Origin of the sequence: Micromonospora sp. NPDC048830 (assembly GCF_043198215.1) — a bacterium.
In the GTDB taxonomy this organism is placed as follows: domain Bacteria; phylum Actinomycetota; class Actinomycetes; order Mycobacteriales; family Micromonosporaceae; genus Micromonospora.
Map to the genome: position 1 here is coordinate 229,685 of NZ_JBICUP010000003.1, position 13,884 is coordinate 243,568.

12 protein-coding genes and 1 pseudogene are annotated in these 13,884 nt (G+C 74.1%); 3 read left to right on the forward strand and 10 right to left on the reverse strand.

The genetic code is table 11. The annotated features are described in order from the left end of the window. Positions 1 to 157 precede the first annotated feature (157 nt). A complete protein-coding gene (locus tag ACGFIZ_RS05150; RefSeq protein WP_393416072.1) occupies positions 158 to 751 on the reverse strand; it encodes a hypothetical protein in 594 nt (197 codons plus the stop codon). A 59-nt stretch (positions 752 to 810) separates the two neighbouring features. Then, positions 811 to 1,035: pseudogene (locus ACGFIZ_RS05155) on the reverse strand (poly(A) polymerase); the annotation flags it as partial. 2 nt (positions 1,036 to 1,037) lie between these two features. Between ACGFIZ_RS05155 and ACGFIZ_RS05160 the strand changes: the two are divergent. Together ACGFIZ_RS05160 and ACGFIZ_RS05165 are read left to right on the forward strand one after the other, a co-directional pair. Next, complete coding sequence (locus ACGFIZ_RS05160) at positions 1,038 to 1,280, forward strand: flavin reductase (RefSeq protein WP_393416062.1); 243 nt, start codon at positions 1,038 to 1,040, stop codon at positions 1,278 to 1,280. Between the two features lie 101 nt (positions 1,281 to 1,381). Continuing rightward, the gene (locus ACGFIZ_RS05165; protein ID WP_393415994.1) at positions 1,382 to 2,788 is read left to right on the forward strand and encodes a trypsin-like serine protease; all 1,407 of its coding nucleotides are present in this window, start codon (positions 1,382 to 1,384) and stop codon (positions 2,786 to 2,788) included. Between the two features lie 145 nt (positions 2,789 to 2,933). Here ACGFIZ_RS05165 and ACGFIZ_RS05170 read toward each other — a convergent pair whose 3' ends face one another. Together ACGFIZ_RS05170 and ACGFIZ_RS05175 are read right to left on the reverse strand one after the other, a co-directional pair. Next, positions 2,934 to 3,860 carry an NAD(P)/FAD-dependent oxidoreductase gene (locus tag ACGFIZ_RS05170; protein WP_393415995.1) on the reverse strand — a complete coding sequence of 309 codons (927 nt, stop codon included), beginning with the start codon at positions 3,858 to 3,860 and terminating at the stop codon, positions 2,934 to 2,936. Positions 3,861 to 3,876: 16 nt separating this feature from the next. Further along, a complete protein-coding gene (locus ACGFIZ_RS05175) occupies positions 3,877 to 5,862 on the reverse strand; it encodes a condensation domain-containing protein (RefSeq protein WP_393415997.1) in 1,986 nt (661 codons plus the stop codon). Positions 5,863 to 5,949: 87 nt separating this feature from the next. Here ACGFIZ_RS05175 and ACGFIZ_RS05180 point away from each other — a divergent pair, with 87 nt between their 5' ends. Further along, positions 5,950 to 6,675, forward strand: coding sequence for a class I SAM-dependent methyltransferase (locus ACGFIZ_RS05180; protein ID WP_393415999.1), 726 nt, complete (start codon positions 5,950 to 5,952; stop codon positions 6,673 to 6,675). Positions 6,676 to 6,728: 53 nt separating this feature from the next. Here the strand turns inward: ACGFIZ_RS05180 and ACGFIZ_RS05185 are convergent, their stop codons facing one another. Genes ACGFIZ_RS05185 through ACGFIZ_RS05210 form a run of 6 tightly spaced genes read right to left on the reverse strand, consistent with a single transcriptional unit; the run spans position 6,729 to position 13,883 of the window. Next, entirely contained in the window at positions 6,729 to 7,874 is a 1,146-nt protein-coding gene (locus ACGFIZ_RS05185; protein WP_393416001.1) for a class I SAM-dependent methyltransferase, read from the reverse strand. Then, positions 7,871 to 9,232, reverse strand: coding sequence for a class I SAM-dependent methyltransferase (locus ACGFIZ_RS05190; protein ID WP_393416003.1), 1,362 nt, complete (start codon positions 9,230 to 9,232; stop codon positions 7,871 to 7,873). Before ACGFIZ_RS05190 ends, ACGFIZ_RS05185 begins: the two co-directional genes overlap by 4 nt. Then, the gene (locus ACGFIZ_RS05195; RefSeq protein WP_393416005.1) at positions 9,222 to 10,625 is read right to left on the reverse strand and encodes an ABC transporter ATP-binding protein; all 1,404 of its coding nucleotides are present in this window, start codon (positions 10,623 to 10,625) and stop codon (positions 9,222 to 9,224) included. The genes ACGFIZ_RS05190 and ACGFIZ_RS05195 overlap by 11 nt, the downstream gene beginning before the upstream one ends. Further along, positions 10,622 to 11,443, reverse strand: a complete 822-nt coding sequence (locus ACGFIZ_RS05200) for an ABC transporter permease subunit (RefSeq protein WP_393416007.1) — start codon at positions 11,441 to 11,443, stop codon at positions 10,622 to 10,624. The genes ACGFIZ_RS05195 and ACGFIZ_RS05200 overlap by 4 nt, the downstream gene beginning before the upstream one ends. Then, complete coding sequence (locus tag ACGFIZ_RS05205; RefSeq protein WP_393416008.1) at positions 11,440 to 12,360, reverse strand: ABC transporter permease subunit; 921 nt, start codon at positions 12,358 to 12,360, stop codon at positions 11,440 to 11,442. The genes ACGFIZ_RS05200 and ACGFIZ_RS05205 overlap by 4 nt, the downstream gene beginning before the upstream one ends. Further along, entirely contained in the window at positions 12,357 to 13,883 is a 1,527-nt protein-coding gene (locus tag ACGFIZ_RS05210; protein ID WP_393416010.1) for an ABC transporter substrate-binding protein, read from the reverse strand. Before ACGFIZ_RS05210 ends, ACGFIZ_RS05205 begins: the two co-directional genes overlap by 4 nt. Between the last annotated feature and the right edge of the window lies 1 nt (position 13,884).

Genomic DNA, 13,884 nt, shown 5'->3' on the forward strand with positions numbered 1-13,884 from the left:
CGCGTTGAAGATTGGTTGGCGTTCTGCGTCTCCGCAGGAGCGGACCCAGATGGCAGCTCGATTGTATGAGGCTCAGGAGATGACTGCGGCGCATTCCGCTACATCAAAGATCTATCGGAATCTGCAGGCGCCCAGTTGCTTCCAGTAATGCCGGAATTCATCCGAGCTGAGTCTTCTCATGCTTGATAACTGAGAAGAGTCTTCCGGTTAAGGTGCCGCAGCCTGTGTGGGCTGCGGCACCATGGTCCGATGGCTCGCGCGATCGAGTCCGCTCGTACGCCTGGAGCACCTGCCACAGGTAAGTCAGGGTGGGCACCGCGCCGCCGGCCGCCCACCCGACGTCGACGCCGGGCAGGTCGGCACACCAGTCGGCGGTGAGCCGGGTGAGCCGGTCCCGGTCCGGTGGGGCACGCCCCAGCCCGACGGCGTGTCGGGTGACGCCGTCGGCGGTCTCGAACGGCCAGGGCCACGCGTGCACGTCCGGGCTGCCGGCCGACTCCAGGACCGACAGCAGGGCACGGAGACGACCCCGGACCCGACCGGCGGTGACCGGGTACGCCTCGCCGGGCACCCGGTGGACGGCCAGCACCGCCCACACGGCGTGCCGCCGGTGCAGCGGCGGCGGGGCGAGCAGCCGCGGCCACGGGTCGGCGTCGGCCGCCGCGACCTCCCAGGCCTCGTAGAACTCCTGGGTGAGCAGGTCCGGGCGCCACCCACACCGACCTGCCCAGTGCAGGATCGCACCGGCCACGTGGGGGTGGCCACGGCGACCGCGCCACCGGGCACCGGCGGGTGGCCGGGCAGGGCGATCGGCTGCCGCCAGTCCCACGCGGCCCACTTGCCGAAGAAGTCGACCAGGTCGCGCCCGCCGTCGGCGACGGTCCGGGCGGCGAGCACCGCCCAGGCCAGCCCGGGCAACCAGCCGTGCGGCGCCGAGTCCAGCCCTCGGGCCCGCGCCCACGCCTTGACCTGCCGGGCCAGCCGGGTGAACGTGTCCCGTCCGGTGCCGCCCACCGCGGCGAGCACATGGCCCATGTCTGCACCCGGTCCCGGTCGTCACCGCGATGTCGTGCGGTCTGCCCCACGGTACGACCGTGAGCGCCTTCGCCCCGCTCTCCATGGACCCGCCGATGATCCTGGTCTCGCTGAGCCGGAACTCCGATCTGTTGGCCGTCGTCCGTACCACTCGTTGCTTCGGCGTCAACATGCTCGCCAGCGAGCAGTCCGTGGCGTCGGCGAGCAGCCGTGAGGGACCTCCCTCAACCCACTCCCATCAGTAATCTTCTACATTGAAATTAATCTCTGTTGGGGTTACCTTGCAGCAGGCGGCGATGTGCGCATGGGTGGGCGCGTCGCGCCGGTGGATCGAGGGAGGAATCTGTTGAGACGAGCACTGGGCAAGGCGCTCCGGGTCGGCGTCGTGGCGCTGGTCGGAGCGATGATGGGCGGTGGTCTCACGGCAGTGCCGAGCCACGCTTCTGACGTCGGTCCGATGGTCGTGGGTGGCACGCAGGCGGCGCAGGGCGAATTTCCATGGATGGTCCGGTTGTCGATGGGCTGTGGTGGCGCCATGTACACCCAGAGCCTGGTGCTGACCGCGGCGCACTGCGTGGGGGCTACCGGCCCGACCACTTCCATCACGGCCACCTGGGGCGTGGTGGACCTGCAGGACGCGAACCGGGTGACCCGGACGTCCAACTACGTGTACCGGGCGCCCGGGTACAACGGCACCGGCAAAGACTGGGCGCTGATACGCCTGTCGAGCCCGATCAACAGTCCGTTGCTGCCGATCGCCACGGACACCTCGCTGCACAGCGGCACCTTCACCGTCGCGGGCTGGGGCGCCACCAGTGAGGGCGGCCCCCAGTCGCGGTACCTGATGAAGGCCGACGTTCCGTTCGTGAGCGATCCGACCTGTGCCAGCGCCGGCGGCAGCTACTCCGGTCTGATCTACGACGAGGAGATTTGCGCCGGCTACATGAGTACGGGTGGAGTGGACACCTGCCAGGGTGACTCCGGTGGTCCGATGTTCAAGCGCAACGCCGCCGGCCAGTGGATCCAGGTCGGGATCACCAGTTGGGGCATCGGCTGCGCCCGTCCCAACGCGCCCGGTGTCTACACCGAGGTGCGCTACTTCGCCAACGACATCAGGGCGGCGGCGCAGTCCCTCGGCGGCGCGCCAGGCGGCCTTGCGGTGAACAACCCTGGCAACCAGACCAGCACGGTCGGTACCGCGGTGACCCTGGGCAACAGTGCCACGGGTGGCACCGCGCCGTACACCTGGTCGGCCACCGGCCTGCCGGCCGGCCTGGTCATCAGCTCCTCGACCGGGCAGATCACCGGTACGCCGACCACCGCGGCGACCTACACCACGACGGTCACGGCGCGGGACAGTACGGGCCAGACCGGCAGTACGTCGTTCACCTGGACGGTCAATCCGGTTGGGGGGTGCCCACCCGCCACCAATGGCACCAATGTGTCAATTCCCGACAACACGACGGTGTACAGCAACATTTCGATTGGTTGTACGGGCACCGGGTCGAGCAGTTCGAAGGTCGAAGTGCACATCGTCCACACGTACATCGGCGATCTGGTGGTCAGCCTGATCGCCCCGGACGGCAGCGCCTACGTCCTGCACAACCGCGCTGGCGGCAGTGCCGACAACATCAACCAGACCTACACCGTCAACCTCTCCAGCGAGGCGCGAAGCGGCACCTGGCGTCTGCGGGTGCAGGACGCCGCCACGGCGGACACGGGCTACATCGACAGTTGGACCCTGACTCTCTAGTCAGCAACGGACGCGTTCTCCCACACGGGCCCGGACCGCTTCGGCGGGCCGGGCCCTTCGCGGTTGCGCCTGGATCGCCCCCTCGGATACCTGCTGGCCGGTCGGCCGTGCGGAACTGTCGCCGTGGCAGTCGGCAGCGGGGCTGTCAGCGAAGGGGGACGGGTAGGCCGGCGCGGAACAGGCCCTGTTCGAGCCAGACGGCGGCGCGTACGCCGTCGGCGGCGGCCTGGCTGACGAGGGTGAGCCCGTCGGGTAGGGCGGGCAGGCGGGCGAGGTCGCCGGCGGCGGACACCCCGGGCACGGTGGTCTGGGCGAACTCGTCGACGCGCACGTAGCCGTCGGGCAGCAGTTCGGCGCCGAGCTGGGCGGCCAGGGGTGCGTGCTGGCGGGTGGGCGCCCGGTGGAAGACGACCTGCCGGTCCAGGGTGGTGCCGTCGGCGAGGTGCAGCTGCAGGGCGTCGAGGTCGCCGGTGAGCGCGGTGACCGGCTGCTCGATGAGGGGGATGTTCAGCGCGTTGAGGTTGTCCAGGATCGGCTCGGGTAGCTGGTGCGGGCCGTGGGTGGCGACGACGATGTCGTCGGTGTAACGGTCGGCGAGGTATGCGGCGAGCATGACCTGGGCGGGTTCGCGGCCGAGCACGGCAATGCTCTTGCCGCGGGCTTCCCAGCCGTGGCAGAAGGGGCAGTGGAAGACGCTGCGGCCGAAGCGTTCGGCGACGCCGTCGACAGGCCAGGGTTCGTCGACCTGGCCGGTGGCCAGCAGCAGGCGGCGGGCGTGGTGGGTGGTGCCGTCGGTGAGGGTGACGGCGAAGTCGTCGATGCTGCCGTGGGCGGCCTCGACGCGGGTCTGACGGATCTCGACGCTGGGGTAGGCGGCCAGTTCGCGGTGGCCGGTGCCGAGCAGGCGTAGGGGTGGGAAGCCGTCGCGGCTGAGGTACATGTGGATGCCGTCGGCGGGATGGTTGCGCGGTGGGCCGCCGTCGATGAGCAGGGTGCGGCGTTGCTGGCGGCCGAGGACCTGGGCGGCGCTGAGCCCGGCGGCGCCGGCGCCGATGATGATGACGTCGTACACCTCGTTGGTGCTCCCTCTACTGGTTCTGGGTGGGGCGAGTGGCGTTGGCGAGGCCGGCAACGGTGGGCGCGGCGAGGAAGTCCCGCACGGTGGCGCCCGCGAGGCCGTCGCGGGCGAGCCGGGCGAGGGCGCGCACGGCGAGCAGGGAATCGCCACCGAGGGTGAAGAAGCTGGTGGTGCGGTCGGTGACCGCGACGCCGAGCAGGTCGGCGAAGGCGGCGGCGATCTGTTCCTCGACGCGATCGCGGGGCGGGCCGGGCTCGTCGTGGCAAGCCTGCGGCGCCTCGTCGAGTAGGCCGAGGCGTAGACCACCGGTGAGGGGGCCGGGGTCCGGCGCGGTAGGCAGCGGCACCGCCTCGTGCCAGGCGTCGGCGTCGGCGAGGGTGGCAGCCTGGTCGACGAACTCCGCGAACGCCCGGTCGACCTGCTCGGCGGACAGGATCTCGGCGACGGTGCTGAACACCAGCACGAGTTCGTCGTCGAGCTCGAACAGGCGCGCTTCGAGGGCCACCTGCGGGGTACGCAGCTGGTGGTGGTGGTCGGTGGCGTTCACGTCGCCGAGCGGGCCCGCGTGCCGGGGCGCACGTTCGCCCATCGCCGCGTCCATGCCGATGGTGCTGAGGAACACCACCGGGGCGACCGGCCGGTGGGTGCCCCGCAGGCGGGCGAGGTCGCGGGCGATCTCGACACCCGAGACGAGGTTGTGGGCGGTGTGCTCGGCGAACCGGCGCTGGGTCTGCCCGGCCAGTTCGGCGAAGGTGGCACCGGGTGGCAGGTCGACCGGCAGCAGCATGGTCGAGGCGAACGCGCCGACGAGGCGGTGCACGTCGGGGTGCAGCGGAAGCCGGTTGAGTTGCAACGTGTTGAGCAGCAGCCGGTGGTGCCCGGCCCAGCGGGCCAGGACGGCCGCGTAGGCGGTGAGCAGGGCGACGGACGGTGTGACGCCCTGCTCGGCGCACCGCTGCCGCAGCGCCGTCCAGACTGCTGCCGGCAGCCGGGCCTCCCGGTTCGCCATCACCTGGGGCGTCGCCTCGGCGGGGTCGCGGGTCAGCGGCAGCGCCGGTGCCGCGGGCCAGCTCGGCAGTTGCGCCCGCCACCACTGTCGGTCGGCTCGCCATCCGGCGGTGGCGGGAAGGTGCTCGAGGGCGTTGACGTAGTCGCCGAAGTCGACGTCGAGGGCGGGAAGGGTGGCGTTGACGTCGGCGGCGAGGGTGAGCAGCTCGCGGGTGAACACGTTGGACGACCAGCCGTCGACCAGCAGCAGACTCAGCGACAGGTGCAGTCGACCCCGGCCGGCGGGCAGCAGGCTCAGCCGTACGTCGACGCCGGGCCCGCGGGTGGGATCGGGGCCGCGGGTGCTCATCTCGCGGCGCAGCACCTCCAGCCGAGCGTCGGGGTCCGGATCGTCGCGCAGGTCGAGCACGTGCAGCGGCGGAACCGCGCCGGGATGCTCCAGGGGCAGCACGTGCTGGTGGCCTTCCGGCGTGACCCGGGCCCGCAGGGTGGGCTGGTGGGCGGCCAGACGCTGTAGCGCGTCGCGCAGCGCCTCCGGTGCCTCGTCGGTGTCGAGGCCGGTCAGGGCGAGGTCCAGGTAGTAGTGCGCGGAGTCGTAGGACAGCTCCCAGCCGTCCTGCTGGCCGACGAAGTAGCCCTGCTGCAGCGGCAGCAGCGGGAACGGCGCTGCCGGGTCGGCGCGGCGGTGCAGGTCTACGGGCAGGGGCCGGTCGTCGGTCGTGGTGCCGGCGGCGCGGCTGGCGACCAGAGCGGCCAGTTCGGTGAGTGTGGTGTCGACGCGTACGTCGGACAGGGCGAGTTGCACGCCGAGTCGCCGGCGCACCAGCGCGGACATCCGTACGGCCAGCACGGAGTCGCCGCCGAGACGCAGGAAGCTGACGTCACGGGGTAGCGCGTCGGGGTCGATGCCGAGCAGTTCGGCCCAGATGCCGGCCAGCACGGTGGTCTGGTCGTGCTCGGTGGGGGCGGCGGTCGAGGTGAGGGTCATGGGTGTCGCAGTCTCCAGCGGTGATGGCCGGGATGTCACCACGGCAGCCTAGTCGAAAATGAGAACGGTTTCCACTAATCTGGCGGCATGAAAGACGGGTACGAAGCGTCGGGGGAGTTCATCGACGTCCTGAGTGGACCGGCATGGCAGGTGCTCCGCGATCCGGTGCGGGCGGCGCTGCGCGGGGTCGATCCCGAGCACGGGCCGGTGCTCGACGTTGGCGCCGGCACCGGACTCGGTACGCAGATACTGGCTGATGCGTGCCCCACTGCCACCGTGCTGGCCGTGGAGCCGTCGCCGGTCCTGCGGGCGGTGCTGCTGTCACGCGTCGCCGCCGACGCGGACCTGCGCGAGCGGGTCACCGTGCTGGCCGGCGACGCCCTCAGCGCGTCGCTGCCCGAGCAGCTTGGCGCGGTGCTCGCGGCGAACATGATCGGACACCTGCCCCCGCAGGACCGGCGCGAATTCTGGCACCGGGTCGCCGCGCGCCTGTCGCCCGGCGCGCCCCTGGTGGTCAACCTGCAGCCGCCGGCCGAGCCGGCGGTGGTCGGGTTCGCCACGTTCGGCGCGGTGCGCATCGGCCGGCACACCTATGAGGGCGGCGGCGCCGCCGAGCCGGCCGCGCCCGACACGGTGACCTGGCGGATGCGCTACCGGGTGCTCGACGGCGACGGTGTGGCGCTGCGGGAACACACCGTCGACTACCCCTGGCACGTACTGTCCGAGTACGACCTGAGGGCCGAGTTGGCCGAGGCGGGACTGCGCGCCGAGGTCGGCCCCATGGACGTGGTCCGTGCCGTACGCGTCGGGTGAGGCAGCGGGACCGCGACGGCCGGTGGCCGCAGCGGCAGGACGCCCGGGGCGGCTCACCGGGCTGCCAGGAAGACGTGCTGGCCGAGGGCGCTCAGCGGATCGTCGGGGTGCGGCAGGTCCAGCACGCCGGTGAACCCGGCGCCGGACAGTTGCGCCAGCCACTGGGTGCGGGTGAGGAAGATCCGGTCGGTGCCGGCACGCAGGTCGCCGCTGCCGGCCGCCGGGGTGCCCGGGCGGGCGGACATGAGGAACTGCATCGACGTGGCGATCTGGTAGTGCTCGCGGCAGGATTCGATGAGCAGCAGGTGCCCGCCGGGTGCCAGCAGCGCGCGCAGCCCCGCCAGCAGCCGGGTCACGTCGACCGCGTTGTGCGCGACGTTCGCGGCCACGATGACATCCTGCGAGCCGGCGGGTAGCTGTTCCGTGGGGCGGCGGTTGATGTCGAACAGCCCGTAGGTGAGGAAGTCGTAGGCGGCGAACCGGCCCCGGGCGGTGTCGAGGAAGAACCGGGACACGTCGGTGAAGTGGTAGGTCACCGGCTGCCCGGCCAGCGCGGGCAGCACGTCGGTGGTGGTGCCGCCGACGCCGGCGCCGAGTTCCAGGATTCGCAGCGGTTCCAGCCTACGGTGCCGGCTGGCCAACGCGGCGAGGGCGACGGCGGTGACCGCGTTGAGGTAGCCGTTGATGACGTTGTCCTTGTAGGCGGCCTCGGCGGTGGCCAGGTCGTCGTCGGCGAACAGCAGCGCCTGCAGGGGGACCTCGTCGCGGAGCAGCTGCGGCAGGTGCGCCGCGGCGGTGGTGAAGAACCGGGTCATCGCGGCCGGGTAGCCCAGGCCGGCGCGGGCGGCGTCGAGGTCGCGGGCGGTGGCGGCGAGATCGTCGTGGGTGGCCGGGCGTAGCCCGTGGTGGCGGCCGGGGCCGGCGCCGTGACGCAGCCAGCCCTCGGCGGTGAGCACGGCCAGCCAGCGGCGCAGGATCCACCGGTGTCGAGGGGCGACGCGCAGCAGGTCACCGACCTCGTCCCCGGTGCGCGCCACACCTGCCCGGAAAACGCCGCCAGCGTGCAGCGTGGCCGCCATCGCCACCAGCGCCGCCTCGTCGAGGCGGCGCATGAATCCCGGCAACGCCGCCCGGTTCACCCCGGCCATGGCCTGCTCGCCGGCCTGCGTCGCCCGCTGCCGGAGCAACTCGACGCTCATCGGGCGGCCCGGCCCAGGTCGACGCGGACGGGGGTGCCGGCGGCCGCGGGAAGGCGGCGGCGCAGGGTGCGACGGGCCTCCTCGGTCAGGCGTCGGCGCACGAACGCGGGCAGCGGCTCGTGGGCCTGCCGGTCGCTGGCGGCGAGCGCAGCGGCGGGAACCGGAACGGCGCCGGCCGGTGCGACCAGCTCCAGCAGCGTGGGGTCGCACGGGTCCAGCAGCACCGCACCGCGGTCGCCGGTCACGTTCTGCAGCGCGTGCGCGGTGACGGCGTCCGGGGCGCCCGGGTGCAGCAGTGCGTTGGGGACGCCGTGCACGTGGACGGGGCCGTCGGCCAGCAGCTTCCGCACCGCGTCGAGGCGGTCGGGTGCTGGCAGGTCAGCCCACCGCACGGCGGGCGGACGCGACGCCGGGGCCGCGGCGTCGACGTGCAGCACGGTGTCGAAGCGGTAGCGGGTCAGTTCGGTGTCGGCCCGCATCGTCTTGGCGTACACGCCGACCTGCACGACCCGGCCGGTGCCGCCGGTGGCGGCGGCGATGGTGGCCGGGTCGACGAGTAGCTCCTCCTCCCGGGCCGCGCGGGCCGTCGCCCGCGCGGCCACGGTGGCGGCGTCGGCGTCCGGGTCGGCGGCGCGTTCGGCCCACCGGCAGAAGTGCTCGTGCAGGCCGGCGTGGCGCACGTCGCCGACGACCACGGCGCCGCCCGGTGCGACGAGGTCGATGGCGGTGGCCACGACGTGGGTCAGGTAGGCGACGGTGGGGAAGCATTGGGTGACCGAGTTGAGCACGACGCAGTCCGGCCGCCCGCCCGGGAAGTCGAGCTCGTGCAGGGCCCGTCGTACGGGCGGGCCGGCCAGCTCGTGGGCGGCGGCGCGTAGCACCCGCACGGTGGGCGGCGCGGTCGCCGACAGCGTGGCTACGGCGTGTTCGGCTACGTCGGTGCCGACGTAGCCGGTCAGGTGCGGGTGCAGGCGGTGCATCAGCAGCCCGGTGCCGCAGCCGAGTTCGAGCACGTGCCGGGCTCCGGTGCCACGGATGAGTGCGACGGTCCGATCGACCCATTCGGTCATGTGGTCGGTGGGCAGCGGCCGGCCCGTGTCGGTGGCCCGCCAGCCGGACAGGTCCAGGTCGTCGGCGTGGCGGCCGCGGGCGCCGGCGTAGGTCGCCTCGTACAGCTCGCTCCAGTGGTCCAGGAACTCGACGACCAGCGCGCCGGGGTGGGCGCCGACCGTCAGCGCGGCGGGGTCCGGTGCGATCCGCAGGCCGCGCGCCTCGTCGGGGTACGCGGTGGCGATCCACGGGTGGGCGGCCAGCACAGCGGCGGCCTGGCTGGTCGGGGTGGGCGGCTCAACGGGCATGTGCGGGATCCTCCGAGGCGAGGTGGTTGTCGTGCAGGAGCAGGACGCGGTCGGCGCGGGCGGCGACCGCCGGGTCGTGGCTGGTCGTGAGTACCGCCAGGCCGTCGCCGCGCAGCCGGTCGAGCAGGTCCAGGACACCGGCTGCGGTGGCGGCGTCGAGCGCGGCGGTGACCTCGTCGGCCAGCAGCAGCCGCGGTCCGGCCGCGAGGGCGCGGGCGAGCGCGACGCGTTGCCGCTGCCCGCCGGACAGCTCGTGGGGGCGGCGTGCGGCGATGTCCGGGTCGAGGCCGACCTGGGTCAGCAGTCGCGCGACGTGAGTGTCGGGGGCGTCGGCGCCGGCCAGGGTGCGCAGCGGGCGGGCCAGCGCGGCGCCGACGCGGTGGGCGGGGTTGAGCGCGTCGGCCGGGTGCTGGCCGACCAGTTGGACGGCCCGCAGCAGCGGCCGGGCTCGCTTGCGGACCGGCCACGGCAGGTCCGTGCCGCCGAGCCGGGCGTGCCCGGCGTCGACCGGGTGCAGCCCCGCCACGGCCCGCAGCAGGGTGCTCTTTCCGCAGCCGGACGGTCCGCGCACCGCGACGAGCTCGCCGGCGGCCACCTGGAAGTCGGTCTCGCGTAGCAGGGCGGTGCCGCCGGGCGGCTGCGACACCGTCAGGCCGCGGACGCTCAGCAGCGGTGTGGCCCCAGGCGCCGGCCGCGACACCGATCCGGTCTTCGCTGGCGTCACCGGTGCGCCGATCTGTACAACGCGGTCGGCGAGGGCGGCCACGACGGCGGCGTCGTGCGACACGAGCAGGGTGACGCAGCGGGGATCGCCACGCCGGGCGCGGACCGCGGCGGCCACGAGCTGCATGGCCGCCTCGTCCAGGGCGCTGGTCGGCTCGTCGAGGACCAGCAGATCGGGTGCTGCGGCTACCGCCCGGGCGACGGCGACGCGCTGGGCCTGTCCGCCGGAGAGCTGGTGGGCGCGGCGGTCGGCGTACCTGGCCGGGTCGAGGCCGACCGCGGCCAGCGCTGCCCGGCTGGACACGGCATCGGCGCCGCTCTCGGCAATCAGCGTGACGGCGCGCCGCAACGGGTGCAGCGCCTGGGCGGGATCCTGGCCGACCGCCCCGACGCAGCGGCGCCGCCACCGGCGGGCCGCCGTGCCGGGCGCGATGAGTGTGCCCTGCCAGCGCACCTGACCCGCCGCGCGCCGCAGCGGCGGCGCCAGCGCGTCGAGCACGGCCGACAGCAGGACCGTCTTGCCCGTGCCGGACGGACCGACCAGCGCCACGACCTCGCCCGGCGCGGCGTGCAGGTCGACCGGGCCGATCACGGTGCGTCCGCCGGCGTCCACGACGTGCAGGCCGGTGACGGACAGCCCGCCGTCTGATGTGAACCGGTGGCCGGTCATGCCGGCCGTCCGCGGGTGCGGCCGGCGAGCTGACCAGCGACCGTGACGAGCAGGGACACCACGGCCAGCGCGGCCGCGGGCGCGGCCAGCGCAGCGGGGTTGAGGGCCGCGCCGATGAGGTTCTCCCGGATCATGGCGGCCCAGTCCGGCGCGGGTGGCGCCGGACCCAGGCCCAGCAGACTCAGCGCGGCGGCCAGTTGCAGGGCGACGACGAACCGGGCGGCCAGGTCGGCGCGGACCAGCCCGGCCAGCGCGGGCAGCACCTCCCGCGCCAGGATCACCGGGTCGGACTCGCCGCGGCCGAGGGCCGCCTCCACATACCCGGTGTGCCGTACGGCGGTGACGGTGTCGGCGACCACCCGCAGGGTCAGCGGGGTGCCCCCGCACACCGTGCCGGCGACCACCGCCACCGGGCCTGGCAGCGCGACGGCGAGAACCATCGCGATCAGCAGCAGCGGCACCGCCAGCAGCAGGTCCATGCCGGCGGCCAGCAGCCGGGAGACCCGGCCGCGGTGCCAGCCGACGACCAGCCCGCCGGCCACCCCGAGCGTGCTGGCGGTGACCGCCGCCGCGGCGGCGGTCAGCGTCAGATGCCCGCCGCCGGCGAGCACCCTCGACAGCACGTCGCGGCCGAGGGCGTCGGTGCCCCAGGCGGCGTCGGGGCCCGGCGGCGTCCAGGGGGCACCAACCGGGGCGGTGGGATCGTGGGGAGCCAGGATGCCGCCCGCCACCGCCAGCAGACCCACGGCCGTCACGGCCGCCGCCCCGGCCCAGGCGCCGTACCGGACGCGGGAGAGCCGGGCAGAGGGGCCGGTCATGCGGCGCTCCGCGCGTCGGTGGCGGCGGCCAGCAGGTCGGCGAGGAACAAGCCGGCGAGCACGACCGCGGCGGCGAGCATCGCCACCGCCTGCACCACCGGCGTGTCCCGGTTGGCCACGGCCCCGGTGAGCAGCTCACCGAGCCCGGCGTAGCCGAACAGGGTCTCCACCACCGCGGTCGACGCGACCAGACCACCGGCGACCACCGCGACGACGCGTGCCGCAGGGGCCAGCAGCATCGGGCCGACGTAGAGAACGGCGACGCGCCATCGGGGCAGCCCGCGCAGGTGCGCGTCGCGCACGTACGGCCGCGCGGCGGCGTCCGCGACGACGCCGCGCAGCAGGGCCGCCCCGTACGTCGCCGACGGCAGCGCCAGGCTGAGCACTGGCAGCGCCAGCGCCCGCGGGTCGGCGGGGGTGCCGCCGGGCGGCAGCAGCGACACCGGCGGCAGCCAGGCGAGCATCCCGGCGAACACGGCGGTCAGGCCGGCGGCGACCACCACCTGCGGCACCGCCGCCGCGGCGGTGACAGCGGCCGCGGCGATCCGGCCGGTCCGCGACGGCGCACCGGCGACCCAGGCCAGCGCCAGCATCGCCGGCACGGCTGCCGCCAGGGCGGCGGCAGCGAGGGTGGTGGTGGCCGGCAGCCGCTGGCTGACCAGGTCGGCCACCGGCCGGTCGGACAGCAGCGACACACCGGCGTCGCCGCGCAGCAGGCGGCTGACCCAGTCCAGGTACCGCTGCCAGGCCGCGGCGTCCAGGCCGGTGCGGGCACGGAGCGCGGCCAGCTGCGCGGCGGTGGCCCGCCCGGCGGTGCGGGCGTCCGCGGCGTCGCCGGGCAGGGCCTCGGTGGCGGCGTACACCAGCACCGAGACCCCGACCAGCAGCAGCGGCGCCCGCACCAGCCGGAGCATCATGCTCCGATCCGAACCTGGTCGATGAAAAGCCGGGCGAACCCCGGACCGGTGGGCAGGCCCTGCACACCCTTGCGGGTCAGGTCCAGGCCGTCGCCGGTGCCCCACACGACGTAGCCGCCCTCGTCGCGGACCTGCCGCTGCAGCTCACCCAGGGCCCGGTTGCGGGCGGCCCTCTCGGGGTTGGCCAGGGCGGCGTTCAGGGCGGTGTCGAACGCCGGCCGCCTCCAGGCCGTCTCGTTGGTGGGGGACGTGGACAGCAGCGCCACCCGGGCCACGTCGAAGAACGGGATGCCGCCGAAGTAGCCGGTGTAGAAGTCCTGCTTGGCCCACACGTTGGTGAAGTAGGTGTCCGGCGGGTTCAGCTTCACCTGCGCGGTGATACCGGCCTCGGCCAGTTGGCGGGCGAACAGGGTCGCGGCGGTGTCCATGCCCGGGTAGGAGGTGGTGGTGTGCAGCGTGACCGTCAGGCCGTTGCCGTAGCCGGCTTCGGCCAGCAGCCGCTTGGCCCGGGCGACGTCGCGCTGGCGTGGGGCCAGCCCGGTCGGGGCGGACGGGTCGGCCGGGGCGAGCACGTCGTCGCCGACCTGCCCGTAGCCGAGGAAGGCCGCCTGCACCAGCGCCGGCCGGTCGGCGGCCAGCTTGACCGCCTCGCGTACCCGGGGGTCGGTGAAGGGCTTGCGGTCGGTGCGCATCACGAACGGGTACATGGTCACCGCCGGGCGGCGCACCAGCGTCAGGTCACCGCGACCCTCGGCCTGCTTCGCCGCCGTCGGGGCGATGCTGGCGGCCACGTCGGCCTGCCCGGACAGCACGGCCTGCGCGCGGGCCTGCGGGTCGGCCACGGCGCGAACCTCGACCCGACGCAGCGGCGGGGTCGGACCCCACCACCGGTCGTGGCGTTCCAGCACCGCGGTCTGCGCGTCGCTGCTGACCAGCCGGAACGGCCCGGAACCGGGCACCGGGGTGGTGAAGTCGTCGCTGCCCTCGGGCACCACGAACGTCACCGACTCCAGGGCGCGGGGCACGTCGGCGAACGGCTGCCGGCTGACGACCTCGACGGTGTGCTCGTCGACGACCTGCGAGGCGGCCAGGTCGAACGCGGCGAGCCGGCCGTAGTTCTCGGCGGCCTTGCGTTCGATGCGCCGCAGCGAGTACAGCACGTCCGCGGCGCGCACCGGCCGGCCGTCGCTGAACACCGCGCTGCGGCGCAGGGCGAACCGCCATCTGGTCAGGGTCGGGTCGGGCTGCCAGGACTCGGCCAGCCGCGGCTGGGTACGGCCGTCGGGTCCCTGGCCGGTGAGCACGTCGTAGGTCAGGGCGAAGCGCAGCGCGTCGGACTCGTTGGCCAGCCCGCCGTGCGGGTCGTTGCTGGCCGTTGCGGGCGAGCCGATCGACACGTAGCGCAGCGTGTCGCCGGAGCTGGTCGTGGCCGGCGCGGCGGTGCCGCCGCAGCCGGCCACGGTGGCCAGCAACGCGAGGACGGTCAGGACGCCGGCACGCCGGCGCCGTAGGGAAATTGCCATG

Bases quoted from the DNA above. Each gene is read 5' to 3' on its own strand.
- ACGFIZ_RS05190 (WP_393416003.1), bottom strand. From the start codon at position 9,232: ATGCCCGTTGAGCCGCCCACCCCGACCAGCCAGGCCGCCGCTGTGCTG.
- ACGFIZ_RS05185 (WP_393416001.1), bottom strand. From the start codon at position 7,874: ATGAGCGTCGAGTTGCTCCGGCAGCGGGCGACGCAGGCCGGCGAGCAG.
- ACGFIZ_RS05205 (WP_393416008.1), bottom strand. From the start codon at position 12,360: ATGATGCTCCGGCTGGTGCGGGCGCCGCTGCTGCTGGTCGGGGTCTCG.
- ACGFIZ_RS05210 (WP_393416010.1), bottom strand. From the start codon at position 13,883: ATGGCAATTTCCCTACGGCGCCGGCGTGCCGGCGTCCTGACCGTCCTC.
- ACGFIZ_RS05200 (WP_393416007.1), bottom strand. From the start codon at position 11,443: ATGACCGGCCCCTCTGCCCGGCTCTCCCGCGTCCGGTACGGCGCCTGG.
- ACGFIZ_RS05180 (WP_393415999.1), top strand. From the start codon at position 5,950: ATGAAAGACGGGTACGAAGCGTCGGGGGAGTTCATCGACGTCCTGAGT.
- ACGFIZ_RS05175 (WP_393415997.1), bottom strand. From the start codon at position 5,862: ATGACCCTCACCTCGACCGCCGCCCCCACCGAGCACGACCAGACCACC.
- ACGFIZ_RS05195 (WP_393416005.1), bottom strand. From the start codon at position 10,625: ATGACCGGCCACCGGTTCACATCAGACGGCGGGCTGTCCGTCACCGGC.